This window comes from Hyalangium gracile, assembly GCF_020103725.1.
Classification (GTDB): domain Bacteria; phylum Myxococcota; class Myxococcia; order Myxococcales; family Myxococcaceae; genus Hyalangium; species Hyalangium gracile.
The window spans coordinates 19016-41644 of sequence record NZ_JAHXBG010000009.1 but is presented as its reverse complement, the minus strand read 5'-3'; the positions used below and the strand labels follow the sequence as shown (position 1 = coordinate 41644).

General features: G+C 69.0%; 21 protein-coding genes. 8 read left to right on the top strand and 13 right to left on the bottom strand.

Annotated features, from left to right (window positions below; translation table 11 throughout):
• Window positions 1-148 precede the first annotated feature (148 nt).
• Window positions 149-499: a hypothetical protein gene (locus KY572_RS19560; RefSeq protein WP_317987870.1), complete on the top strand. Its 351-nt coding sequence runs from the start codon at window positions 149-151 to the stop codon at window positions 497-499.
• Between the two features lie 118 nt (window positions 500-617).
• Here KY572_RS19560 and KY572_RS19555 read toward each other — a convergent pair whose 3' ends face one another.
• The 12 genes from KY572_RS19555 to KY572_RS19500 form a co-directional block, all read right to left on the bottom strand.
• Window positions 618-1295 carry a glutathione S-transferase family protein gene (locus KY572_RS19555; RefSeq protein WP_224244406.1) on the bottom strand — a complete coding sequence of 226 codons (678 nt, stop codon included), beginning with the start codon at window positions 1293-1295 and terminating at the stop codon, window positions 618-620.
• A gap of 85 nt (window positions 1296-1380) precedes the next feature.
• Window positions 1381-2880 (bottom strand): M20/M25/M40 family metallo-hydrolase, encoded by a 1500-nt coding sequence (locus KY572_RS19550; RefSeq protein WP_224244405.1) that lies wholly within the window; start codon window positions 2878-2880, stop codon window positions 1381-1383.
• Window positions 2881-2956: 76 nt separating this feature from the next.
• Window positions 2957-3304: an STAUR_1299 family protein gene (locus tag KY572_RS19545; RefSeq protein WP_224244404.1), complete on the bottom strand. Its 348-nt coding sequence runs from the start codon at window positions 3302-3304 to the stop codon at window positions 2957-2959.
• Between the two features lie 351 nt (window positions 3305-3655).
• On the bottom strand, window positions 3656-5272 hold the full coding sequence (locus KY572_RS19540; RefSeq protein ID WP_224244403.1) for an aromatic amino acid hydroxylase: 1617 nt from the start codon (window positions 5270-5272) through the stop codon (window positions 3656-3658).
• A 73-nt stretch (window positions 5273-5345) separates the two neighbouring features.
• Window positions 5346-6281 carry a LysR family transcriptional regulator gene (locus KY572_RS19535; RefSeq protein ID WP_224244402.1) on the bottom strand — a complete coding sequence of 312 codons (936 nt, stop codon included), beginning with the start codon at window positions 6279-6281 and terminating at the stop codon, window positions 5346-5348.
• An 18-nt stretch (window positions 6282-6299) separates the two neighbouring features.
• Entirely contained in the window at window positions 6300-6842 is a 543-nt protein-coding gene (locus tag KY572_RS19530; RefSeq protein ID WP_224244401.1) for a hypothetical protein, read from the bottom strand.
• Window positions 6839-7633, bottom strand: coding sequence for a hypothetical protein (locus KY572_RS19525; RefSeq protein WP_224244400.1), 795 nt, complete (start codon window positions 7631-7633; stop codon window positions 6839-6841). The genes KY572_RS19530 and KY572_RS19525 overlap by 4 nt, the downstream gene beginning before the upstream one ends.
• A 68-nt stretch (window positions 7634-7701) precedes the next feature.
• Window positions 7702-9669: a calcium-binding EGF-like domain-containing protein gene (locus KY572_RS19520; RefSeq protein ID WP_224244399.1), complete on the bottom strand. Its 1968-nt coding sequence runs from the start codon at window positions 9667-9669 to the stop codon at window positions 7702-7704.
• 275 nt (window positions 9670-9944) lie between these two features.
• Window positions 9945-10595 carry a class II aldolase/adducin family protein gene (locus KY572_RS19515; protein WP_317987869.1) on the bottom strand — a complete coding sequence of 217 codons (651 nt, stop codon included), beginning with the start codon at window positions 10593-10595 and terminating at the stop codon, window positions 9945-9947.
• A complete protein-coding gene (mtnA, locus tag KY572_RS19510) occupies window positions 10592-11701 on the bottom strand; it encodes an S-methyl-5-thioribose-1-phosphate isomerase (protein ID WP_224244398.1) in 1110 nt (369 codons plus the stop codon). The genes KY572_RS19515 and mtnA overlap by 4 nt, the downstream gene beginning before the upstream one ends.
• Before the next feature lie 28 nt (window positions 11702-11729).
• Window positions 11730-12803 carry a 3-oxoacyl-ACP synthase III family protein gene (locus tag KY572_RS19505; RefSeq protein ID WP_224244397.1) on the bottom strand — a complete coding sequence of 358 codons (1074 nt, stop codon included), beginning with the start codon at window positions 12801-12803 and terminating at the stop codon, window positions 11730-11732.
• 63 nt (window positions 12804-12866) lie between these two features.
• Window positions 12867-13751, bottom strand: a complete 885-nt coding sequence (locus KY572_RS19500) for an S-methyl-5'-thioadenosine phosphorylase (protein WP_224244396.1) — start codon at window positions 13749-13751, stop codon at window positions 12867-12869.
• 214 nt (window positions 13752-13965) lie between these two features.
• On the opposite strand from KY572_RS19500, the gene KY572_RS19495 reads away from it, so the two are divergent.
• Window positions 13966-14943 (top strand): MBL fold metallo-hydrolase, encoded by a 978-nt coding sequence (locus KY572_RS19495; protein ID WP_224244395.1) that lies wholly within the window; start codon window positions 13966-13968, stop codon window positions 14941-14943.
• 15 nt (window positions 14944-14958) lie between these two features.
• Here KY572_RS19495 and KY572_RS19490 read toward each other — a convergent pair whose 3' ends face one another.
• Complete coding sequence (locus KY572_RS19490; protein WP_224244394.1) at window positions 14959-16344, bottom strand: AmpG family muropeptide MFS transporter; 1386 nt, start codon at window positions 16342-16344, stop codon at window positions 14959-14961.
• Between the two features lie 303 nt (window positions 16345-16647).
• On the opposite strand from KY572_RS19490, the gene KY572_RS19485 reads away from it, so the two are divergent.
• The 6 genes from KY572_RS19485 to KY572_RS19460 are packed head-to-tail and all read left to right on the top strand — an operon-like array spanning window position 16648 to window position 22604.
• Window positions 16648-17763 (top strand): ABC transporter ATP-binding protein, encoded by a 1116-nt coding sequence (locus KY572_RS19485; protein ID WP_224244393.1) that lies wholly within the window; start codon window positions 16648-16650, stop codon window positions 17761-17763.
• Window positions 17750-18838: an ABC transporter ATP-binding protein gene (locus KY572_RS19480; RefSeq protein WP_224244392.1), complete on the top strand. Its 1089-nt coding sequence runs from the start codon at window positions 17750-17752 to the stop codon at window positions 18836-18838. The genes KY572_RS19485 and KY572_RS19480 overlap by 14 nt, the downstream gene beginning before the upstream one ends.
• A gap of 18 nt (window positions 18839-18856) precedes the next feature.
• The gene (locus KY572_RS19475; protein ID WP_224244391.1) at window positions 18857-19729 is read left to right on the top strand and encodes a carbohydrate ABC transporter permease; all 873 of its coding nucleotides are present in this window, start codon (window positions 18857-18859) and stop codon (window positions 19727-19729) included.
• Complete coding sequence (locus KY572_RS19470) at window positions 19726-20523, top strand: carbohydrate ABC transporter permease (protein WP_224244390.1); 798 nt, start codon at window positions 19726-19728, stop codon at window positions 20521-20523. The genes KY572_RS19475 and KY572_RS19470 overlap by 4 nt, the downstream gene beginning before the upstream one ends.
• A gap of 6 nt (window positions 20524-20529) precedes the next feature.
• Complete coding sequence (locus KY572_RS19465; RefSeq protein WP_224244389.1) at window positions 20530-20808, top strand: DUF2160 domain-containing protein; 279 nt, start codon at window positions 20530-20532, stop codon at window positions 20806-20808.
• A 2-nt stretch (window positions 20809-20810) separates the two neighbouring features.
• Window positions 20811-22604 carry an ABC transporter substrate-binding protein gene (locus KY572_RS19460; RefSeq protein WP_224244388.1) on the top strand — a complete coding sequence of 598 codons (1794 nt, stop codon included), beginning with the start codon at window positions 20811-20813 and terminating at the stop codon, window positions 22602-22604.
• Window positions 22605-22629: the final 25 nt, after the last annotated feature.

Below are 22629 nucleotides of genomic sequence, written 5' to 3'. Positions count from 1 at the left end.
CACCATGGCTCCAGCCCGAGTGGTGCTTCTTGTCTCTGCAGCCCTTCTGGGCACGGCTTCAGCGTGCTCGACGACGTCAGGTGGTGTCGCTCTGCGGTCCGACGGGACCCCAGGACCGGAAGAGTGCTCCCGGGATGCCCTCACGACCATGCGGATCCTTCGGCTCCGTGTGGGCGATGCGGCCTCTGTGGAACTCGACGTAAACCAGACCGATGTCAGCCCTATCACGCTGTACGAGGGCCCCGTGGAGAGCATGCTGAATGACGAACTCGGCATCTTGCCAGCGGTGACGCGCCTCTATGGACGGGTCTGGACGAGTGGTCCGCACGCCGTTGTCCGGTACTACGAGGCTCACCCGCCTGACGGGGAAAAAGTTCCCATCTGCGCGGTCGCCCGGCTGGCCAAGGGGCAGCTTCGGAAGCTTCCAGGCTCGGAGCCTGGGACCGCCCTCCTCGAATTCTCCAAGGCATCGGTCTACATCGTTGACTCGTTCCGGTGATGACCCCTTGCCATCGCTCCAGCCGGCTGCGGTGGTCACCGAGCGCGCAGAGGAGTCCCCGGGAGAATCGCGGACTGGCGAGGTGCCGCTCCGAGCCTCGGCGCCGCCCGGGACCGCTTCAGCGCTGGAGCATGGTCTGCGCGCCCTTGAGCATGCTCTCCTGCGTGGCGGCATTGTCGAGCTTGAGATCGTGGGGCACCTTCAGCCCGCGCTGCGAGGCGGGCCGCTGCTCGATGGCCGCGAGCCAGCGCTGCAGCTGGGGCAGCCCCTCCACCGACACGCCCGCCCAGCTGTAGCCGCGCACCCAGGCCCAGGTGGCGATGTCCGCGATGCTGAAGTCCCCCGCCAGGTACTCGCTCTGCTGCAGCCGCGTGTCGAGCACCGTGTAGAGCCGCCGCGTCTCGTTCTGGTAGCGCTGGATGGCCGCGGGGATCTTCTCCGGGAAGTACCGGTAGAAGACGTTGGCCTGCCCCTGCATGGGCCCGACGCCGCTCATCTGGAACATCAGCCACTGGATGACCCGCGAGCGCCCCTTGCGGTCCGTCGGCATCAGCCGCCCGGTCTTCTCCGCCAGGTAGATCATGATCGCCCCGGACTCGAAGATCGCGAAGTCCTGCTCCTCGCGGTCGATGATGGCCGGGATGCGCCCGTTCGGGTTGATCTTCAGAAAGTCCGGCTGCTTCTGCACGCCCTTGCTGATGTCGATGGGGTGCACCGTGTAGGGCAGCCCCAGCTCTTCCAGCGTGACGGAGATCTTCCAGCCATTCGGTGTGGCCCAGGTATAGAGATCGATCATCGGTTCGGCTCCTTCTTGGGGTGGATGACATGCCGCGACGGGGAAGATGCCTGGGGCGCGGTGGCGTTTCGCTCCTCCCGAGGTACTACTTCCGCCCTCGCTTGCCGGCCATCCAGTCCTCGTAGACGCCGAAGGACTTCATCGCCTCGAGCACATCCGAGGTGCGGGCCAGCTCCTCCACCTGCGCGCGGGAGTGGCGGGGCAGCTTCGCGTCCATTTGCGTGAAGCCATGGGCGAGCGCCGCGATGATGGCCGCGTTGAGCCGCAGCTGGCGCACGTCGCACTTGTCCAGCTCGTCCGAGCGCGCATGGTAGTTGGGGCCGTAGGACTCGGGCAGCTGGTTGGCTACCAGATTGGGTACGCCGTGCAGCATGAAGTCGAAGTTGTCCGTGCCGACGACGGGCTCATCCACCTGCGTGAAGGGCCCCAGCCCGCTCACCGACGCGAGCGCCTGGTCCACCAGGGCCGGCAGCTCCGGGCGGCGTCCGGTGAAGAAGCCGGTGATGCGCCCACAGCCCATGTCGACGGAAGTCGCCATCACGTGCTTGTCCAGCTCCGCCTCGTGCGTGCGCGTATAGCCCCACGAGCCGTACATACCCTGCTCCTCGCCGTTCCACAGGGCGAAGCGGAGCGTCCGCGCCGGCTTGATGCCGAGCCGCTTCATCTGGCGCGCCACGTCGATGAGCACCGCCACGTTGGCGCCGTTGTCCAGGGCCCCCGTGCCCAAATCCCACGAGTCCAGGTGGGCTCCGATGATGACCACCTCGTCCGGCCGGGTGGTGCCGCGCAGCTCGCCAATGACGTTGTAGCTCGTGTAGGCGGGGCCGGACTGGAGCTCGATGTCGGCGGTGAGCGTCAGCGCCTTGCCGCTCCGCAGCAGCCGCACCGCGCGCAGCGCGCCATCACGCTCCATGACGAACATGGGCAGCTTGTTGCGCTCGCCCGCGGCCACGTTGTGGCGGTAGAGCAGGTTGTCGGAGCGCGAGCCCATGTACGCCACGCCCGCGACGCCCGCGCCATACGCGAGCTGCTCGATGGCCGCGTCCTCCTTGTACTCGCGGAACAGGCCCTCGATGTCCTTCAGCTCTTCGGTCTCCACGAGCACCCAGGCCCCGCGTGCCCGAGCCCCGAGCGCCTGGAATTCCTGGGCCGTTCCCTTTCCCACGGAGAGCAGCGGCGCCGTGAGCCCGCCCTTCGGCGTGGCCGTGGAGAAGGGCATGGCCGCCAGGCGGGGCGCGTAGGTGACGCCCTCTCCGCGCACGGTGGCTCGCGCCGAGCGCTCCAGCCACAGCGAGGGCATCTGGAAGGCTTCCTTCCGGGCGTCCACTCCGGCCTCGCGGAAGCGTGCGAGCGCCCACTCCACGGAGCGCAGGTTGGCGGGGGAGCCCGTGGCCCTTCCGCCGATCTCGTCGGTGAGCGACTGGAGATCGCTCAGCATCGGCGTGTCTCCGAGGAAGGTGGCGAGCAGCCGGGACAGCTCGGGGCTGGCGGCAGCTTCCGTCTTCGGGGGCGCCGCGAGGGCCGGAGCACCGAGGAGACAGAGGCAGAGGAGGGCAGAGCGCAGCGGGCGGTGGACAGGGCGCATGAGGATCTCCGAGAACGGAAGGCGTGGCAGCCTACCCGTCTCTCGGGTGCCGCACAGAAGCTCTCGAGCGCCGAGGCTAGCGCGGGCGGTAGCGCTGCCTCACCTCCTCCAGGGACAGGCCGCTCCACTCGGACAGGAGCCGCATGGCGTCCCGCGCGTGGATGAAGTGGAGCGTGTCCCCGGCGAACACCGAGAGGAACACGCCTCCGCAGCCGGGCAGCTTCGCGCCGACGGACTCGAGGTAGTCCACGAGCCTGGGCAGCGTGCGCTCCAGCAGGAAGGCGCGGACGTTCTCGGCGGGCAGGATGAGCTCGTAGCTCTTCAGGTCTCCCTGCTCCTCGCGGGTGCGCGAGATGGCGGTGTTGGCCTCGGCGGCGGGAGCCTGGGCGAAGGCGAGGCGGAGGAAGGTGTCGGCGTCATTCATGGCGGTGTCCTAGCAGTCCTTCGGGAGCGCCGGTCCACCCATGTGCGCGGAGACGGCACCCTGGGAGAGGACGGCTCCAGCCCGACGCTCCGGGATGGGGCGCTCAACGGTGGGGCCACGGCGGACTCGAATGACGCCAAGGACAAGATCACCATCTGCCACGGACGGAGGTACTTCGTCGCCGGATGGAGGCTCGTCCACGCCGGACGCGGGCGCGCCGGATTCCACCTGTGCCCCGGAAGGCGCTGCCTGTGGAGGCAGCGTGGGGTGCTGCGGCGCGCTGGAGTGCCAGCAAGCCATCTGCCAGCCCATCCTCAGCTGAGCCGCGCGGGGTGAGCGCGGGGTGGACCTCTACGGGTGGGCGCGCTGCTCGGTGAACGCGCTCTTCACGGGAGGCAGGGAGAGGGAGGAACGGAGCTCCGCCACCTCTTCATGGAGCAGCCACTCGTCCGGGAACGCGCTGGCGGCCCGAACGAGCTGCTCCAGGCGGTCGGGCCGCACGTCACCCGACTCGCGCAGGGCTCGCACCTCGCGATACAGCGCGGCCAGGGGCTTGGGCAGGGACTCGGCCTTGCGCGCCCGCGCCCGAGCCTCGCCATCGCCCGCGGCGAAGGCGTTGAGCTCTCCGAACCAGTGGTCCCACGTGCCCGGATCCCCGGGGCCGCCCGCCACGGACGGCACGCGCTCGCTGAGGTAGAGGCGCGACACCGACGGCAGCTCCAGCTTCCGCTCGCCGAGCCACCCCTGCAGGTGGAGCACCTCGCCGTCTCCCACCGCGAAGCCCTTCAGGCGCAGGCCGCTGGCCAGCTCCAGCTGGAACTCGCCGCGCTCCGGCAGCGTGCCGGCGCCAAAGGCCACCAGCGCGTTGCCCGTCCACGGCTTGCCCTGGGCCTTGCCCTCGTGCGAGAGCAGCACGGGGCCCTCCAGGTGCACCAGCGCGGTGCCCAGCCCCTCGGCCACGGGGCGCAGGCCCGCGGTCAGCTCCATCACCTTGCCCGTCACCTCGCGCCCATCCGAGAGCACCAGGTGGTTCACCGAGCGCGCCCGCAGCGCCTCGTGCAGGCCGTAGTCGCCGCCGCGCTTCCAGGCCATCGAGGCCTCGAACTGCTCCAGCACCTCGAAGAGGTGCTCGAAGTCGCGCGCCACGAAGAGCTGCGGCTGCATCCGGGTGATGTCGTACTCGGTCTCCGTGCAGGCGACGGTCAGCGGGACCTTCTTCACCGCCGGGGTGAGGCAGTGCTCGGCCTCGCCGATGCTCGACAGCAGGCCAGCGCCGTACAGGCGCGGGTTCTCCAGGCTGCCCACCAGGCCGTACTCGGCCGTCCACCAGTAGAGGCGACCGGCGCGCGTGCTCTCGCTCACGTAGCGGCTGCTGTTGTTGGCGGCGTCCAGGCGCGCCTGGGCATGCTCCACCTCCTCCTTCGTGGCGGCGGGATCCTCCTTCACCACGCTGAGGTTGCGGATGGCCTCGAAGATGGCCAGGTCCTCCACGGAGGCAATGGCCTTGAAGCCCGTCATGCCGCAGCGCTTGAGGTACTGGGCGTAGCGCGCGTTGGCGATGATGGGGGCGTGGCCGGCGCTCTCGTGGACGATGTCCGGCGCGGGCGTGTACTGGATGTGCTCGTGGGTGCGGATGTCCGCGGCGATGGCCAGCACGCCCAGGGTTTGCAACTCGGTGAACACCGCGCCAGGAATGAAGCCGCGCACGCCCACGGCGCCCCAGCCGAGCCGCGCCAGCTTCTCGTTCATCTCATCCAGGCTGGGGATGCGCTCCACGCTGATGCCGGTGGCCTCGAGCCCGTCCAGGTAGGCGGAATGGGCCTTGTCCGACAAGTGGTTGCGCAGACGGAGGAGGATGTGGCGCCACACCGCGTGGTCTCGCGGCGTATAGGACGCGTAGTCCTGTCCCACCACGTAGCGCCGCAGGTGGGCAGGCAGGCGGGCCAGGGTCCTCTCCGTCGGGGTCATGCGCGCTCCTCCAGTCGACCCAAGGAAGGTAAGGCCGGAAGGCGGGGACGGAAATCCGTAAAATTTCGAAGTTCTAGTCGGTTTTCCGACGTTTCTGCCCCAGGCGCCGTCGCAGTCCCTGGAGGACATGGCGGGTCTCCGCGCTGTGGGCGCCGGTGGGCCAGAGGGCCACCACCTCGATGAGCTGGGGCTGCTCCTCCTGGAGCGGCCAGACGTGGAGCTCGGGAGGGAAGGGGCTCAGGGGCCGCAGGTCCGGCGCGACGGCGCAGGCCTGCCCGAAGGCGCGGAGGACATCGAAGAGGTGGAGGAAGCTCTCCACGCGGGCCACCTCGCGAACGGTGACGCCGTGGGCCGCGAAGCGCGCGCTGTTGGCGCCGCCGTAGGGATCATCCCGGAGCCAGTCGACGAAGGACTGGCCCTCGAGGTCCTTCACCTGGAGGGCCTTGCGCGCCCCGGCGCGGGCGGCCAGGGGCGTGTCTGGGCCGGCGAGCACCACGAAGGGCAGGCTGATGAGGGACTCGGCCTCGACGCCCCGGTGGGAGGGCAGGGGCGTGAAGCCGATGACGACGTCGCGCTGGCCCGTCTGCACCTCGCGCACGAGCTCGAAGGGGCCGCCGAAGCCGATCTCCAGCTTGATGCCGGCCTGGGCGGCGTCCCGGGCGATGTCGCGCAGGAGCATGGTGGAGAGCGTGTGGTTGAGGCCCAGGCGGAGGCTGGGCTCGGAGCTGGCCAGGTCTCTCAGGCGCTTGAGGTCCAGCTGGTGCAGCGGCGTCTGGGTGCCGGCGTAGAGCCGCTGGCCGCGAGGGGTGAGGTGGAGGCGGCGGCCCGGCCCGCGCTCGAGCAGGGGCTCGCCATCCCCGAGGGAGGCCTCGAGGGCGCGGATGTGCTCGCTGACGACGGAGCGGGCGACGCCCAGGTGCTCGGCGGCGCCCTCCAGGCTGCCGGCCTCGACGGCGGCCGCGAAGGCCTCCAGCCAGTTGAGGTGTCGCGGCAGCTTGCGAGGGGGCATGGGCGGCCGGCTCAGGCGCTAGGACCGCTGTGAGGCCGCGGCGAAGGAGCGGCTGGTGAGCTGCCAGGCCGGGGGAACCTGGGTCCGCCAGTCATCGGGAATGATCCGCTTCGCGCGCAGGCGGCCCGTGAGCGGGACATCCCGACCTAGCATGTGGGCGATGAGCAGGTCATGACAGACCGTGGTGAGTGCCTCCTGGTTGGTCTGGGACAGGTGCCGCTCGACCTGGAGCTTCCGAGGCGGAGTGACGTAGAGCGACCAGCGGTGCAACTGGGAGAGGGCGCTCAGCCAGGATTGGCCGTCGAAAGGAGCGGTCTTCAAGAAGCGCTGGATCTCGCCATCCAGATAGTGCTCGGGATAGGCGAGCAGCTTCCGACTGAGGCCGTCCATGTGCTGGAGCTCGTCCTCGGTGAGGTGGTCGCGAGCATCGAGGACAACGGTCCCGTGCCTGCGTCCGAGTCGCGCGGACAGGATGCTTCCCAGGACAATCCGGTTCTTCTCCGGCTCGGAAGGGTCCGGCCGGTAGTCGATGAACGAGAACCACACCTTGTCCAAGCTCATGGAATACCCGGGTATACGGTGGCCATCATCCCACGAACCCGCGATTGCCGGTGCAGCAGCCCATCGAGAATGGTGGTCCGATGTGCGACCGATAGAAAGTCCTCGGGGATTCTAGTCACGATCTCTTCAATCGTCGTTCTGGGGAACTGCTCGATCTCCTGGAGGGTGGCGCGCAAGCTCGTCTCATCCACGGGGATCCTGTCTGGATAACAAGCGACCGCATCATCGAGTTGCCACCGCTGGTTCTGGGCCCAGCGATAAGTCATCGAGTTGGCGAAGTCCAGGTAGGCCACCCGGAGCACGGGAGGCGTCACGGTGTCGTCCTCGCTCAGCAGCAGGTTGCCGTCATTCTGCCGATCCGTGTTCGCGAGCCATGAGTCGAAGGCGGCCATGGCGGAAGCCACGGGCGCGAGCCGAGGGAGCAGCTGTCCTCCCATGGAAGGGGGGATGGCGCCCCAAGGCAGGGCCCGGGGAAAGGCGAGCGCGGAGATGGACATCCCCGGGCGTCCGCTTCTCCAAAGGATGACGGGAGGGACAGGAAGCCCCAGCTCGTAGGCGAGGTCCGCCGCGATCTTCTCGTGTGCCGCCCTGGGGTGCCGGTGGACGGGAGGCTGGCTTGTCCCAGGCTTGGCGAGGCCCGAGAAGCCGTCCGTGGAGCGAACGAAGAACGGCTCGGACTCGGCTCCCGGAATCGGCTCACCGACCTGCACCCACGAAGAGGTCGTCAGGACCTGCGCGCGCCAGAGCTGTGCGAGCTGCTCGACCTGGGGAGGAAAAGTCCGAAGCCGCATCGTGCACGAAGTGCGCGAACCGTAGGCCTGGTGGGTGCGGAACTCCAGGCCTTTGAGTGCTGGCGTCGTCAGTAGAAGAAGAACGGCCAGAGGGAGGGCATGGGCCTCCCATCCGAGTAGGTCTGTCCCGAGTTGTAGCCCGGCATGTTCTGAAACCACCAGACGAGGAACTCGCCGCCGCAGTCATTGGCCAGGGGCAGGTAGCGGGCCCAGGTGTCCTTGTTCACGAGCTCGGTGGCGTCGGTGCCGCCCGCTCCCTGGTGGCGGCCGAAGCCGGAGCACGAGGTGCGCACCGAGGTGGCGTTGCCGTAGTCGTAGTGGCTGACGCCGTTGGGCGGGAAGTGCACGTTGCCGCAGGCCGCGTCGTACGGGTTCACGTTGTATGTGGAGCCCTGGTGGACGACGCGGGCGCTCGTGGCGGAGGGGAAGCTCAGGCACGGCTCGGTGGCGCAGCCCATGTCGTACCACTTGGAGAAGGGCAGGCTGTATCGCGTGTCGAGATCGAATCGGGCCAGCGGGGTGAACCACTCCGTCAGCGCGGGCACCGCGCCGCTGTTGGAGGTCCACTCCAGCCCGTGGCCGTGCGAGTGCACGTAGCAGCCCGGGCCTCGGTTGTAGTTGACGAAGCCGATGCGCAGGCTCCGGCCGCAGAAGGGCACGTCCTCGTCGAAGCACCCGTTGCCCGCGCAGCGCTCCACGGCGTTGGGGATGCGGTTGCCGGTGCGCGTGTAGCGCGGCTTGGACTCCAGCACCTCCGCCGCGTTCACGTCCGGCACATCCCCCGAGCCGATGACCCACAGCTCGTGGATCTCTCCACGGTCCACCAGCTCGCACAGGGTGAGGTAGCGGCTGGCGTTGGCCGGATCCCGATAGCCGTAGTGCTGGGCGAAGCCCTGCTCGAAGAGGGTGGCGTAGTCGAAGCGCCAGCCGCCGGGCTCGCTCTGGGGCCGGCGCGGGAAGAGGGTGCTGTTCTCGTACGCGTACCCCGAGGGCGGCGGCGGACGGCCGTTCACTCCGTCCCGCAGGTCCAGGATGGGTTTGGCCAGCTGGTACTGGAGCTGCGCGGGCGCCGACGCGTTCTTGGAGCCCTGGACCTTGGAGCCCTCGGCGAACGCGCTGATGAGCTGGGAGATGAGCTGGGAGACCTGGGTGGGGTTGCTCGGGTTGACGAAGTTGAGCGCCAGCACCTTGGGCTTGAGCGTCTGGAGCTGGGCGTGGTGGACCTGGAGCCAGGTGTCGCTGTTGGCCTTGCTGGTGGCGTTGGGCCACTCGGAGTGGTTGGCGTCATTGGGCAGCACGCAGGTGCCGTTCTGCGAGACGAAGCCAGGGGCGCAGGTGGCGCAGGCGGGGCCGCCGTAGCCCAGGTCGCAGGTGCAGGCGAGGATGGTGGCGTCGCAGGTGCCGCGGCCGCTGCAGGCGTTGGGGCACTCGAGGGAGCAGACGGTCTGCGCCTGCTCGAAGCTCATGGCGTCCACGTCCAGGGTGAAGCCGGACTCCCAGGTGTCCGCGTGGAGCTCCACGCGGCTCAGGGCCGCCAGGTTCACCGCGCTGCCGGAGAGGCTCCAGGTGGCATCGCCCGCCAGGGGGAGGGTGATGGGTACCCAGCTGGCGCCGTCGCGGCCGAGGAACTGGCGGCTGGGGGTGTACGTGCGCCGCTTGCCGGTCGAGTCCTGGAGCACCACCACGGGGAAGTTGCCCTGCCAGCCGGTGGGCGTGGTGTTGAGCGCGCGGATGGCGAAGCGCAGCTGCGCGGCGCTGGAGACATTCATCGTGCCGCCAGCAGGCGTGTAGCGCAGGGCGAAGTCGAAGCCGGACTGGGTGACGGCACGCAGTGAGCTGGTGCCGCGAACCACGTCGGGCGCTCCGAGCGTGCTCAGGTTCGTCACGGCGTTGTCCTCGGACCAGGCGGACCAGCGCGTCAGCACGTTGTCCTCGACGAGATCGCCGCAGGCCTGGGGAGGCGTTCCGCCGTCCGTCCCGCCGTCCGGAATGGGAGTGACTCCGCCATCGCTGCCGGCGTCGACGGTGGGGTTCATGCCGCCATCGGTGCCTGCGTCCGGGTTGGGGAGCACTCCGCCGTCACTGCCGGCGTCCGTTTCGGAGCTCGTGCCGCCATCGGGACCGGCGTCAGGGCTTGGACTCGGGACTCCGCTGTCCGGCTCCCCCGTGTTCGGCGGGTCGTCGTCGCAGGCCGCGAGGGCGAGCGTGAGGCCACACATCAGCGCCAGGAGTCCCAGGTGAGGCCGTGAGTTCCCAAGGCCCATCGGAAGGAGACTCCGCTGAGCTCGACTGGAGGCCTGGCGCATGTGGGTCACCTCTTTTGCTGCCCGTAGGTCCGGAACTTCTCCAATACTACGGCCATCTCGGCGTCATCGAGGAGCACGGGCTCGCCCACCTGGAGTGCCCGAAGGTACATGGCGGCGAGGGTCTCGACTTCGACGGCCAGCTTGAAGGCTCCGGCCAGGTCCGCGCCCACGGTGATCAGCCCGTGGTTGGCCAGGAGGCACGCCTTGCGCCCCTCGAGCGCGGCCACGGCGTGACGGGACAGCTCCTCGGTCCCGAAGGTGGCGTAGGGCGCGCAGCGGATGTCGGTGCCTCCGGCCACGGCCACCATGTAATGGAAGGGCGGAATGCCACGGCGCAGGCACGCGAGCGCCGTGCTGTGCAGGGAGTGGGTGTGGAGCACGGCCTGGACCTCGGGCCGCGCCACGAGGATGTCCCGGTGGAATCGCCACTCGGAGGAGGGAAGCCTCGGTCCCTCCGAGCTCCCATCGAAGCGCATGAAGACGATGTCCTCGGGACGCAGCGAGTCGTAGTCCATGCCGGTGGGAGTGACGAGGAAGCCGTCCTCCACGCGGTGGCCGAGGTTGCCGGAGGTGCCCTGATTGAGCCCGGAAGGGTTCAGCCGCCGAGCGGTGGCGATGATGGCCTCACGCTGCCACAGGTGCGGCAGGGGGCTCACGTCCCGGTTCCTCGGAAGCGCTCGGGGAAGAGCGACCGCAGTCCTTCGGGGGAGGCTGCGCACACTCCGCGCTCGGTGACGAGCGCCGTCACCAGCCGGGCCGGAGTCACATCGAAGCCATAGTTTGCGGCGGGGCTGCCCGGGGGCGTGATGCGCACGGTGACGACGTCGCCGGAGGGCAGCCGCCCGCTGATGTCGGTGAGCTCGGCGCCCTCGCGCTGCTCGATGGGGATGTCGCGCACGCCATCCTCGAGCGTCCAGTCGATGGTGGGAGAAGGCAGCGCCACGTAGAAGGGCACGCCGTTGTCCTTGGCGGCGAGGGCCTTCAGGTAGGTGCCGATCTTGTTCGCCACATCGCCGCGAGCGGTGGTCCGGTCGGTGCCGACGATGCACAGGTCCACCTCGCCGTGCTGCATGAGGTGGCCGCCCACGTTGTCGGCGATGACGGTGTGGGGCACGCCGTGCTGGCCCAGCTCCCAGGCGGTGAGGCTGGCGCCCTGGTTCCGCGGCCGCGTCTCATCGACCCAGACATGCACGGGGAGGCCCGCCTCGTGGGCGAGGTAGATGGGCGAGAGGGCGGTGCCCCAGTCCACGGTGGCGAGCCAGCCCGCGTTGCAGTGGGTGAGGACGTTGAGCCGACCCTTCTTGCCCTTGCGCTCCCAGGCGGCCTGAAGGAGCGGCAGGCCGTTGGAGCCGATGCTCCGGTTGATGGCCACGTCCTCGTCTGCGATGGCCGCGGCGCGCCGGTAGGCCGCGGCGACACGCTCGGGGGCAGAGAGCGGCCGGAGGGCCCGGCGCATCTCCTCCAGGGCCCAGTGCAGGTTGATGGCGGTAGGTCGGGTGGCCGCCAGCGCGGCGCAGGACTTCTCCAGCGCTCCGTCGGACGCATCCACGCGCAGGGCCAGGCACACGCCATAAGCAGCGGCGGCGCCGATGAGTGGAGCGCCTCGCACCTGCATGGAGCGGATGGCATGGGCCACCTCCTCCATGGTGGTGAGCCGCAGCGTCACGAAGGCGTGCGGCAGACGCGTCTGGTCGATGATGCCCACGGACCAGCCGTCGGGCTCGACCCAGATGGTGCGCATCGGCTGGCCATGAACCTTCATTGGTTTCTCCTCGAGCTGGGGACGACGGCTACTCGCGCATCAGCGCCGCACCCCAGTGGAACCCGGCGCCCAGGCCCACGAAGCACACCAGGTCTCCAGCCTTCACCTTGCCGCTGCGGCGGCACTCGTCATAGGCGATGGGGATGGTCGCCGCGGTGGTGTTCCCGTAGCGCTGGATGTTGTTGTAGACGCGCTCGTCCGGCAGCTTGAGCGCCTTCTGCACCGCCTCGTTGATGCGCAGGTTGGCCTGGTGGGCGATCAGCATGGAGATGTCATCCACCGTCACGCCGACCTTCTGGCACACCTCGTTCACGGCCTCGGGCATCTTCGACACGGCCATCTTGTACACCGTGCGCCCATCCATCGTCGGCACGTAGCGCGCCTCGCGGATGTGCGTGTCGCCGCCCACGTACGGCCGGTAGGCGAAGCCCGCAGACGACACGTACAGGCTCTCCGCCTTGCTCCCGTCCGAGTGCAGCACGAAGCCCAGCAGGCCCCGCTCCTGGTTGTCCGTGGGGCCCAGCACCAGCGCGCCCGCCGCGTCGCCGAACAGCGACGTCCGGTCCCGGAATTTCGTGTTGAAGTCGTGCTCCTCCTTCGGGAGCACTCCCTCCGCCTTGCCCGTGATGAGGTCGAACGCCTGCTTGGACCAGGGCATGAAGCCGGTGTGGACCTCGGCTCCCACGAAGAGGATGCGCGTGGCCGCCCCGGAACGGAGCAGTGCGTCACAGACCTGCAGGCCATAGATGAAGCCGCTGCACTGCTGGCGGATGTCCAGCGCCGGCACGTTGCTCAGCCCCAGCTTCGCCTGGAGCAGGCCGCCACAGCCCGGGAAGTAGTAGTCCGGCGTCATCGTGGCGAAGACGATGTAGTCGATCTGCTCGGGCGCCACCTTCGCATCCTCGAGCGCCTTGCGGGCCGCCCGGACGCCGAGATCGCTCGTGGCGACCCCCTCCTCGACGAAGTACCGCTGCTCGATACCGGTGCGCTCGCGGATCCAGTCGTCCGAAGTGTCGCAGATCTTGGACAGCGTCTCGTTCTTGACGCAGTGCTCCCCGACGACGAAACCGCTCCCTAGAACTCGAGTGAAGGCAGAGGGCATGAGTCTCCTTGTGGCCCGCTGCTTTATTCGCCCCGAGTGAGCGGATGCAAGTACCCGGCACGTTCAGCGCCGCAGCACCCGCCCCGCCACGGCATCCAGGCGCTGCATGACGGCCGGATCCCTCGCCTCGGGAGCGGTGATGAGCGCCGTATCCAGGCACGTCTGGCAGCCGTGCTTGCAAGGGCCCTGCTGCCCGCCCAGCAGGGGAACCACCTTCTTGATGAGCGCGCGCGCCTTGCCGGCGTTGGCCAGCAGCACGGAGATGACCTGCTCGACGGTGACGGCGTCATGGCTGGGGTGCCAGCAGTCGAAGTCCGTCACCATGGCCACGGTCGCGTAGCAGATCTCCGCCTCCCGGGCGAGCTTGGCCTCGGGCATGTTGGTCATGCCGATGACGTCGCACTTCCAGCTCCGGTACAGCTCGCTCTCGGCGAGCGACGAGAACTGGGGGCCCTCCATCACGAGGTAGGTGCCGCCTCGGTGAACCTTGATGTCCATGCCCGCGCTGGCGGTCATCACGGCGTCGCCGATGCGGCGGCAGACCGGGTGGGCCATGGAGACGTGGGCCACGCAGCCGGTGCCGAAGAAGCTCTTCTGGCGAGCGAAGGTCCGGTCAATGAACTGGTCCACGACGACGAAGGTGCCGGGAGGCAGGTCCTCGCGCAGGCTGCCCACCGCGGACAGGGAGAGGATGTTCGTGACGCCGCTGCGCTTGAGCGCGTCGATGTTGGCGCGGAAGTTGAGCTCGGAGGGCGGGATGCGGTGGCCGCGGCCGTGCCGGGGCAGGAACACCACCTGCTGGCCCTCGAGGGTGCCGAAGCACAGCTCGTCCGAGGGCTCTCCGAAGGGCGATGACACCTTGCGCCATGAGACGTCCGTCAGGCCGTCGATCTGGTAGAGGCCGCTACCGCCGATGATGCCGATGACGGGCTTGGAGGAGGTGGACATGGGCAGGCTCCGGGCGAGAGGTGCGGGGTTCGGAGGGGCAGTCTTCCCGGCACGCCTCGGAGAGGCAACAGCGAAGGCACAAGAAGGCCCGCGCCCCCGGGCCGGTCCGAGGAGCCACGAACTGGTATGACAAGCAGACCAGTTCGGACAGGCCGCGCCCGGAGGGGGCGTCTGGCCGGTTCAAGCGAGCCCCACCTCGGTGCTATGCAGCGGCATGGCCAGAGTGAGGATTCGCTGGGGACGTCTCCTGGGCGCGCTCGTCGTGCTCGGGCTCATCGCGGGGGGCATCAAGCTCCTGACCGCGGAGCTGTCCCCCGCGCCGGCCCACGCCCGCGCCGCGCCGAAGCTGGATGCGCTCCCGCGGGTGGAGGTGTGCTGGCTGGAGTTCTCGCGCAGTGACGTCTGGGGGCAGATGGGCACGGCGGGCCTGACGCGCACCGCCACCTGGAGGAACACCGCCTCCGGGCTGCTCGTGCGGCACCCCAAGGGCGAGGTGCTCATCGACGCCGGCTACAGCCCGAACGTGCTCGAGGAGACGAAGGGCCGGCCGCTCCTGCAGCGGCTCTTCACGAAGATTGCCCTCGGGGGACTCCGGGATGCATCCACGGCGACCCAGGCGCTCCAGCGTGTCGGGGCCACGCCGGCCGGGTTGAAGGGGTTCATCGCCTCGCACGCGCACCAGGACCACCTGGGCGGCATGGTGGAGCTCACCCAGGTGCCGGTGTGGCTGCCTCCCGAGGAGCTGGAGCTCATCCGCGCGCATGACGAGGCCGTCGTGCTGGAGCAGGCCAGGGCGGTGGAGGGACGGATGACGGCGATGGCCTTCGAGCCGAAGCCCTATGAGACCTTCGACGAGAGCTTCGACTTCTTCGGGGATGGCGTGCTCGTGGTGACGAAGATTCCGGGACACACGCCGGGCAGCATCGCCACCTTCGTCAACCTGTCCCCCACGAAGCGGCTGGTGCACGTGGGAGACACGGTCAACCTCACCGAGTCCATCGAGCGGCGCCTGCCCAAGAGCACCGTCATGCAGTTCTTCACGGACACGGACAGCGGCGAGGCGAAGGCCGCGGTGGCGAAGCTCTCCCAGCTCCACGAGCTGGTCCCGGAGCTCCACTTCCTGCCCGCGCACGACCGCGAGGCGTGGAAGAAGTTCTTCGGGGGCACCCCGGGCTGCGTCACCGCGAAGTAGCCGGACGCGCCGCGCTCAGCCGGCGCTCTTCTTGGCCGCCGAGGCCAGCTCGGCGGCGGCCTCGGGAGCCAGGGTCGGGCGGGTGAGCTGCTCGGCGGCGGCCTCGGGCTGGGCGGACGTGCCCACGTCGCGGGGAATCAGCATCAGCACGAGCAGCGCGGGGCCCATGGCCAGCGCGGTGAGCAGGAAGAAGCTGTTCCAGCCCACGCTCTCGACGAGGATACCCGAGCTGGCACCCAGCACCTGCATGGGCACCGCGGCCAGGCTGGAGAGCAGGGCGTACTGGGTGATGGAGAACTTCTTGCTGCACAGCGCCGTGCTGAAGACGGTGATGGTGGCTCCGCCCATGCCGCCGCTGAAGTTGTCCAGCCCGACAGTGAGCGCCAGGAACAGGGAGTTCTTCCCCACCATGCCGAGCCCGACGTAGAGCAGGTTGGTGAGGGCCTGGGCCGTGCCGAACAGGAACAGGCCCCGCCTGACACCGAGCGTCGCCACCAGCAGGCCGCCCGTCAGCGCTCCGAGGATTGCGCCCGTCATGCCCACGCCCTTCTGGATGACGCCCACCTCCGAGTTGGTGAAGCCCTGCTTCAAGATGAACGTGGTGTTCATCTGGGACATGAAGCCGTCACCCACGCGGAACAGCATGAGGAAGAGCAGGATGACGAGCGCCAGCCAGTAGCGCTGCAGGAAGCCCAGCACCGGGTTCAAGGCCGCTGGGCGCTCCCGGCTGTAGCGCCGGAAGAAGTCCAGGAAGGGGTGCACCACGGCCGAGGCCCAGGTGTGGGGTGGGCGCTCCACCTTGGGTTCGGGGGCTCGCAGGGTGGCGATGATGCCCACGGACATCAGCGCGGCCATGACGGTATAGCTGCCCTTCCAGCCGATGACATCGGACAGGATGAGCGCCACGGCCATGGCGAAGACCATGCCGATGCGGTAGCCGAGGGTGAACGTGGTGATGCCGAAGGCGCGATCCGCGTCGGTCTCCTCGAGCAGCTCGGTGCGGTAGGCGTCCGCGGCGATGTCCTGGCTGGCCGAGAAGAACGCCACCAGGGCGGCGAAGGCGGCCATGAGCACCGCGTCGGTGCGGGGGTTCACCTGGCCCATGGCGAAGAGGCCCAGGGCCAGCAGCACCTGGGTCACCAGCATCCATCCGCGCCTGCGGCCCAGGAACGGCGGGAAGTAGCGGTCCATCAAGGGCGACCAGGCGAACTTGCAGGCGTAGGCAGTGCCCACGAGCCCGAAGAGGCCAATCTTCGCCAGCGAGATGCCCTCGTTCGTCATCCACGCCCTCAGGGTGCTGCCAACGAGGTAGAGCGGGAGACCGGACGAGAAGCCCAGCGCGAGCATCAGCCTCGCGCGAGGGTTCCGCATCATGGCGGTGAGGGAAGAGACGAAGGACATAGGTAGGACCGAGGAGCGCACTCTACGCCCTCCGCTTCACTTCGCACGTTGCCGCCCGAGGCCGAGTGTTCGCTCGCTCGTCCTGGGACAGGGCTGCCGTTCGGTAGTGGAGCCCGCTCGAACGGCCCTGTTGTAACCCTGCTGCCACGTCGGACGGAGAGTGAGGGTCGGGGGGACCCCGAGAGGGGGCCGGACGCCGCGCCGCGGCGTGACCTGGGACGTCGCTATTCAAAACTGGCTCCCGCTCGAGGCTCCCCCTAGATTCGCCGCCCGCAACGCAGCGCGTCCACCGAGGGGAGCCGGTTGAAGCAAGGCATCGAGCTCGACAGGGTTGGCCGGGTGGTCGGCGGGGAGATGTACCTCGCGGACATCGAGCTCCGACTCGAGCCGGGCTCATTCAACATCCTGCTGGGCCGCACGCGCGCGGGGAAGACGTCGCTGCTGCGGCTGATGGCCGGCCTGGACCGGCCGACCTCGGGCGCCATCCGCTTCGACGGGGTGGACGTGACGCAGTGGGACGTGCGTCGCCGCAACGTGGCCATGGTGTACCAGCAGTTCGTCAACTACCCCTCGCTCACGGTGTACGAGAACATTGCCTCGCCGCTGCGGCTGGCCGGCAGGCTGAGCAAGCAGGAGATCGACAAGCGGGTGCGGGACACGGCGGCGGTGCTCCGCCTGGAGCCCTTCCTGGCGCGGCTGCCGGCGGAGCTGAGCGGCGGGCAGCAGCAGCGCACGGCCATGGCGCGCGCGCTGGTGAAGGACGCCTCGCTGCTGCTGCTGGACGAGCCGCTGGCCAACCTGGACTACAAGCTGCGCGAGGAGCTGCGCACGGAGATGCGGCAGATCTTCAAGGATCGGCCCGCCGTCATCGTCTACGCCACCACCGAGCCCACCGAGGCGCTGCTGCTGGGTGGGCGCACCGCGGTGCTGCACGAGGGCCGGCTGCTCCAGGTGGGGCCCACGCTGGACGTCTACCAGTCGCCCGCCACCGAGCGGGTGGGCCAGGTCTTCAGCGATCCGCAGATGAACCTGTGGGAGGTGGAGGTGTCCGGCGCCGAGGCGCGGCTGTCGGCGGAGGTGGCCCTGCCCCTGAGCGGGCACCTGCGGGCCCTGGCGCCTGGCCGCTACCGGCTGGGCCTGCGCGCCCACCACCTGCGGCTGGCTCCCGCGTCGGACACGGATGTGCGGCTGCCGGCGCGGGTGGAGGTGGAGGAGATCAGCGGCTCGGAGACGCTCATCCACGCGACGCACGAGCGGCTCTCGCTCACCGCGCAGGTGGAGGGCATCCACCGGCACCCGTACGGCACGCAGCTGGAGCTCTTCGCCTCGCCGAGCCGGCTGTTCGCCTTCAGCCCGGAGGGGCGCCTGGTGGCGGCTCCCACGGTGACGGCTCAGGAGGCGGCGCATGGCTCGCATTGAACTGCGCGGCATGGCGCACTCCTACGCGCCGGCGTCCGCCACGCAGAAGGACTGGGCGGTGCATCCCCTGGAGCTCGTCTGGCAGGACGGCGGGGCCTATGCGCTGCTGGGGCCGTCGGGCTGCGGGAAGACGACGCTGCTCAACATCATCTCCGGGCTGCTGCGGCCCACGGTGGGCCAGGTGCTCATCAACGGGGTGGATGTGACGGCGGCGCCGCCGCAGGCGCGCAACATCGCCCAGGTGTTCCAGTTCCCCGTCATCTACGACACGATGACGGTGGCCGAGAACCTGGCCTTCCCGCTGCGCAACCGGGGCGTGAGCCGGGCGGAGACGCAGGCGCGCGTGGAGGAGGTGGCCGGGCTGCTGGAGCTGACGGGCGACCTGAAGCTGCGGGCCAGCGGGCTGTCGGCGGACATGCGGCAGCGTATCTCCCTGGGGCGCGGGCTGGTGCGCAAGGACGTGGCGGCCATCCTCCTGGACGAGCCGCTCACGGTCATCGACCCGCACGTGAAGTGGCTGCTGCGCCGCAAGCTCAAGCAGGTGCACGAGAGCCTGAAGGTGACGCTCGTCTACGTGACGCACGACCAGGTGGAGGCGCTGACGCTGGCCGACCAGGTGGTGGTGATGAACCAGGGCCGGGTGGTGCAGGCGGGCACGCCGCAGGAGCTGTTCGAGCGCCCGGCGCACACCTTCGTGGGCTACTTCATCGGCAGCCCGGGCATGAACCTGCTGCCGTGCACGCTGGAGCAGGCCGCCGCCGTGGTGGAGGGGCAGCGCATCCCGCTGCCGCCCGAGGTGTGCGCGAAGGCGAAGGCGGACGGAGGCGAGCTGAAGCTGGGCATCCGCCCGGAGTTCCTGCGCCGGGTGCGCGAGGGCGCGCCGTCCGCGGTGCGCGTGGAGGTGTCGCAGGTGGAGGAGCTGGGGCGCTACCGCATGGCCACGGCGCGGCTGGGGCAGCAGGTGGTGAAGGTGCGGCTGCCGGAGGAGGAGCGCGTCTCGGCGGGCGAGAGCTGCTGGCTGGAGTTCCCGGCGCAATGGACGACGCTCTACGTGGGCGGCCGCGCCGTCTCCTGAGCGAGGAGGGAAGAGGACTTGGACAAGCCCACGAACAACCGCGCCTGGCTGCTGGTGGTGCCCGTGTTGGTGGTGGTGGCCTTCAGCGCCGTCATCCCTCTGATGACGGTGGTGAACTACTCGGTGCAGGACATCCTGGGCCCGGAGCAGCACGTCTTCGTGGGCACGGAGTGGTTCCGCAAGGTGCTGAGGGACCCGGAGCTCCACGGCGCGCTGCGCCGACAGCTGGGCTACTCGCTGGCGGTGCTGGCCATCGAGATTCCCCTGGGCATCGCGCTGGCGCTGGTGCTGCCCATGCGCGGACGGGCGGCCTCGGTGAGCCTGGTGGTGCTGGCGCTGCCGCTGCTCATCCCCTGGAACGTGGTGGGCACCATCTGGCAGATCTTCGCCCGAGGGGACATCGGGCTGCTGGGCGTGGCGGTGAACGGGCTGGGCCTGGACTACAACTACACGGCGGACGCGCTGGACGCGTGGCTCACGGTGCTGGCCATGGACGTGTGGCACTGGACGCCGCTGGTGGCGCTGCTCTGCTACGCGGGCCTGCGCGCCATCCCCGAGCCCTTCTACCAGGCGGCCCGCATCGACGGCGCCTCGGCGTGGGCGACGTTCCGCTACATCCAGCTGCCGAGGCTGCGCGGGGTGCTCACCATCGCGGTGCTGCTGCGCTTCATGGACAGCTTCATGATCTACACGGAGCCCTTCGTCCTCACGGGCGGCGGGCCGGGCAACGCCACCACCTTCCTGAGCCAGTACCTGACGCGGCTGGCGGTGGGGCAGTTCGACCTGGGGCCCGCGGCGGCGTTCTCGCTCATCTACTTCCTGGTGGTGCTGCTGTTCAGCTACGTCTTCTACACCGCGATGACGCAGGCGGGACGGAGCGAGGCCCGATGAGAGCGTCCCGCCTGGCCATCCCGCTGTACCTGCTGCTGAGCCTGGTGCCCATCTACTGGCTGGTGGGCATGTCGCTGAAGACGAACGAGGAGATCCTCGGCGGCTTCACGCTCTTCCCGCGCAACCCGACCCTGGCCAACTACGTCATCATCTTCACGGATCCGGACTGGAACCAGGGCTACATCAACTCGCTCACCTACGTGGGCATCAACACGGTGCTGTCGGTGCTGCTGGCGCTGCCGGCCGCGTACGCCTTCTCGCGCTACCGGTTCCTGGGCGACACGCACCTGTTCTTCTGGCTGCTGACCAACCGCATGGCCCCGCCGGCGGTGTTCCTGCTGCCCTTCTTCCAGCTCTACCAGAGCATCGGCCTGTTCGACACGCCGTGGGCGGTGGCGCTGGCGCACATGCTCTTCACGGTGCCGCTGGCGGTGTGGATCCTCGAGGGCTTCATGTCCGGTGTGCCTCGAGAAATAGACGAGACGGCCTACATCGATGGCTACAGCTTCCCGCGCTTCTTCCTGCGCATCTTCCTGCCGCTGGTGCGCTCGGGGGTGGGGGTGACGGCGTTCTTCTGCTTCATGTTCTCGTGGGTGGAACTGCTGCTGGCCCGCACGCTCACCTCGGTGGATGCCAAGCCCATCGCCGCGACGATGACGCGCACGGTGAGCGCGGCGGGCATGGACTGGGGCGTGCTCGCCGCGGCGGGCGTCATCACCCTGGTCCCTGGCGCCATCGTCATCTATTTCGTCCGCAACTACATCGCCAAGGGCTTCGCCCTGGGGAGGGTCTGAGCCGCCATGGACCTCCAGTGGATGGCGTGGACGACGGAGACGGCCCTGTTCTTCGGGGTCATCGCGGCGCTGATTGCCGCCTATACCGTGTGGGGCATCGCGTCGCCGTCGGTGCCCCGGCGAGGGTTCCTGCCCATGCCCACGACTCGAGGGGACCGGCTCTTCCTCGGGCTGATGGGCAGTGCGTGGATCAACCTCGCGTGGCTGGGGCTGACGGAAGCCTCGCAGTGGATCGCAGTCGTGGTGTCGTTGATGTTCATGCTCGTCCTCGGAAGATGGGGGTAGCCTTGAAGAAACTATGGAGCAGCGCCCTGGCCGTGACCGTGGCCGTCTCGTTCGCGGGTTGTAAGAAGGAGGCGAAGGAGGAGCCACCCAAGCAGCAGGAGACCGCGCAGCAGCCGCAGGCCGCCGCGCCGGAGGACACCTCCGCGCTGGAGAAGGCCGCGGAGAAGTGGGTGGACCAGGAGTTCCAGCCCTCCACGCTGACGCGCGAGCAGCAGCTGGCCGAGCTCAAGTGGTTCCGCGACGCCGCCAAGCCCTACCGCGGGCAGACGATCAACGTCGTCTCCGAGACGATCGACACCCACGTCTACGAGTCCAAGACGCTGGCCAAGGCCTTCGAGGAGATCACCGGCATCAAGGTGAAGCACGACCTCATCCAGGAAGGCGACGTCATCGAGAAGCTGCAGACGCAGACGCAGTCGGGCAAGAGCATCTACGACATGTACGTCAACGACAGCGACCTGATCGGCACGCACTACCGATACGGGTTCGTGGTGCCGCTGTCGGACTTCATGGCGGGCGAGGGCAAGGACGTGACGCTGCCCACGCTCGACGTGGATGACTTCATGGCCAAGAGCTTCGTGACGGGGCCGGACGGGAAGATGTACCAGCTGCCGGACCAGCAGTTCGCCAACCTGTACTGGTTCCGCCAGGACTGGTTCAGCCGGCCGGACCTGAAGGAGAAGTTCAAGAAGAAGTACGGCTACGAGCTGGGCGTGCCGGTGAACTGGAGCGCGTACGAGGACATCGCGAACTTCTTCACGAACGACGTGAAGGAGATCGACGGCGTCAAGGTGTACGGGCACATGGACTACGGCAAGAAGGATCCGTCGCTGGGGTGGCGCTTCACGGACGCGTGGCTGTCGATGGCCGGCGTGGGTGACAAGGGCATCCCCAACGGCAAGCCGGTGGACGAGTGGGGCATCCGCGTGGAGGGGTGCAACCCGGCGGGCGCGTCGGTGTCTCGCGGCGGCGAGACGAACGGCCCGGCGGCGGTGTACGCGCTGACGAAGTACATCGACTGGCTGAAGAAGTACGCGCCGCCGGAGGCGTCGGGCATGACGTTCTCGGAGGCGGGGCCGGTGCCGGGGCAGGGCAACGTGGCGCAGCAGATCTTCTGGTACACGGCCTTCGTGGCGCCGCTGACGAAGGCGGGGCTGCCGGTGGTGAACGCGGACGGGACGCCGAAGTGGAGGATGGCGCCGTCGCCGCACGGGCCGTACTGGCAGGAGGGCACGAAGCTGGGCTACCAGGACACGGGCTCGTGGACGATGTTGACGAGCACGCCGCTGGAGCGGCGGAAGATGGCGTGGCTGTACGCGCAGTTCACGGTGGCGAAGACGACGTCGCTGAAGAAGTTCCTGGTGGGGCTGACGCCGATTCGTGACTCGGACATCCGCAGCGAGCACGTGACGAAGGTGGCGGACAAGCTGGGCGGCCTGGTGGAGTTCTACCGGAGCCCGGCGCGCGTGGCGTGGACGCCGACGGGGACGAACGTGCCGGACTACCCGAAGCTGGCGCAGCTCTGGTGGCAGAACGTGAGCCTGGCGGTGACCGGCGAGCAGACGGCGCAGGGCGCGATGGACAAGCTGGCCAAGGAGATGGACGACGTGCTGGCGCGTCTGGAGCGCGCGGGCATGAAGAACTGCCCGCCGAAGCTCAACCCGGAGAAGGACCCGAAGGAGTGGCTGTCGGCGGACAAGGCGCCGCACCAGAAGCTGGCCAACGAGAAGCCGAAGGGTGAGACGGTGCCCTACGAGCAGCTCTTGCAGGCCTGGAAGGAAGGCCGGGTGAAGTAGCTCCCGGCGTGTGAGGGCGGCGGGC

Coding starts and splice junctions, on each gene's coding strand:
- KY572_RS19525 (WP_224244400.1), bottom strand. CDS start 7,633: ATGCGGCTTCGGACTTTTCCTCCCCAGGTCGAGCAGCTCGCACAGCTC.
- KY572_RS19540 (WP_224244403.1), bottom strand. CDS start 5,272: ATGACCCCGACGGAGAGGACCCTGGCCCGCCTGCCTGCCCACCTGCGG.
- KY572_RS19480 (WP_224244392.1), top strand. CDS start 17,750: ATGGCTCGCATTGAACTGCGCGGCATGGCGCACTCCTACGCGCCGGCG.
- KY572_RS19555 (WP_224244406.1), bottom strand. CDS start 1,295: ATGATCGATCTCTATACCTGGGCCACACCGAATGGCTGGAAGATCTCC.
- KY572_RS19495 (WP_224244395.1), top strand. CDS start 13,966: ATGGCCAGAGTGAGGATTCGCTGGGGACGTCTCCTGGGCGCGCTCGTC.
- KY572_RS19530 (WP_224244401.1), bottom strand. CDS start 6,842: ATGAGCTTGGACAAGGTGTGGTTCTCGTTCATCGACTACCGGCCGGAC.
- KY572_RS19500 (WP_224244396.1), bottom strand. CDS start 13,751: ATGTCCACCTCCTCCAAGCCCGTCATCGGCATCATCGGCGGTAGCGGC.
- KY572_RS19550 (WP_224244405.1), bottom strand. CDS start 2,880: ATGCGCCCTGTCCACCGCCCGCTGCGCTCTGCCCTCCTCTGCCTCTGT.
- KY572_RS19560 (WP_317987870.1), top strand. CDS start 149: ATGCGGATCCTTCGGCTCCGTGTGGGCGATGCGGCCTCTGTGGAACTC.
- mtnA (WP_224244398.1), bottom strand. CDS start 11,701: ATGAAGGTTCATGGCCAGCCGATGCGCACCATCTGGGTCGAGCCCGAC.
- KY572_RS19520 (WP_224244399.1), bottom strand. CDS start 9,669: ATGAACCCCACCGTCGACGCCGGCAGCGATGGCGGAGTCACTCCCATT.
- KY572_RS19535 (WP_224244402.1), bottom strand. CDS start 6,281: ATGCCCCCTCGCAAGCTGCCGCGACACCTCAACTGGCTGGAGGCCTTC.
- KY572_RS19505 (WP_224244397.1), bottom strand. CDS start 12,803: ATGCCCTCTGCCTTCACTCGAGTTCTAGGGAGCGGTTTCGTCGTCGGG.
- KY572_RS19465 (WP_224244389.1), top strand. CDS start 20,530: ATGGACCTCCAGTGGATGGCGTGGACGACGGAGACGGCCCTGTTCTTC.
- KY572_RS19470 (WP_224244390.1), top strand. CDS start 19,726: ATGAGAGCGTCCCGCCTGGCCATCCCGCTGTACCTGCTGCTGAGCCTG.
- KY572_RS19490 (WP_224244394.1), bottom strand. CDS start 16,344: ATGTCCTTCGTCTCTTCCCTCACCGCCATGATGCGGAACCCTCGCGCG.
- KY572_RS19545 (WP_224244404.1), bottom strand. CDS start 3,304: ATGAATGACGCCGACACCTTCCTCCGCCTCGCCTTCGCCCAGGCTCCC.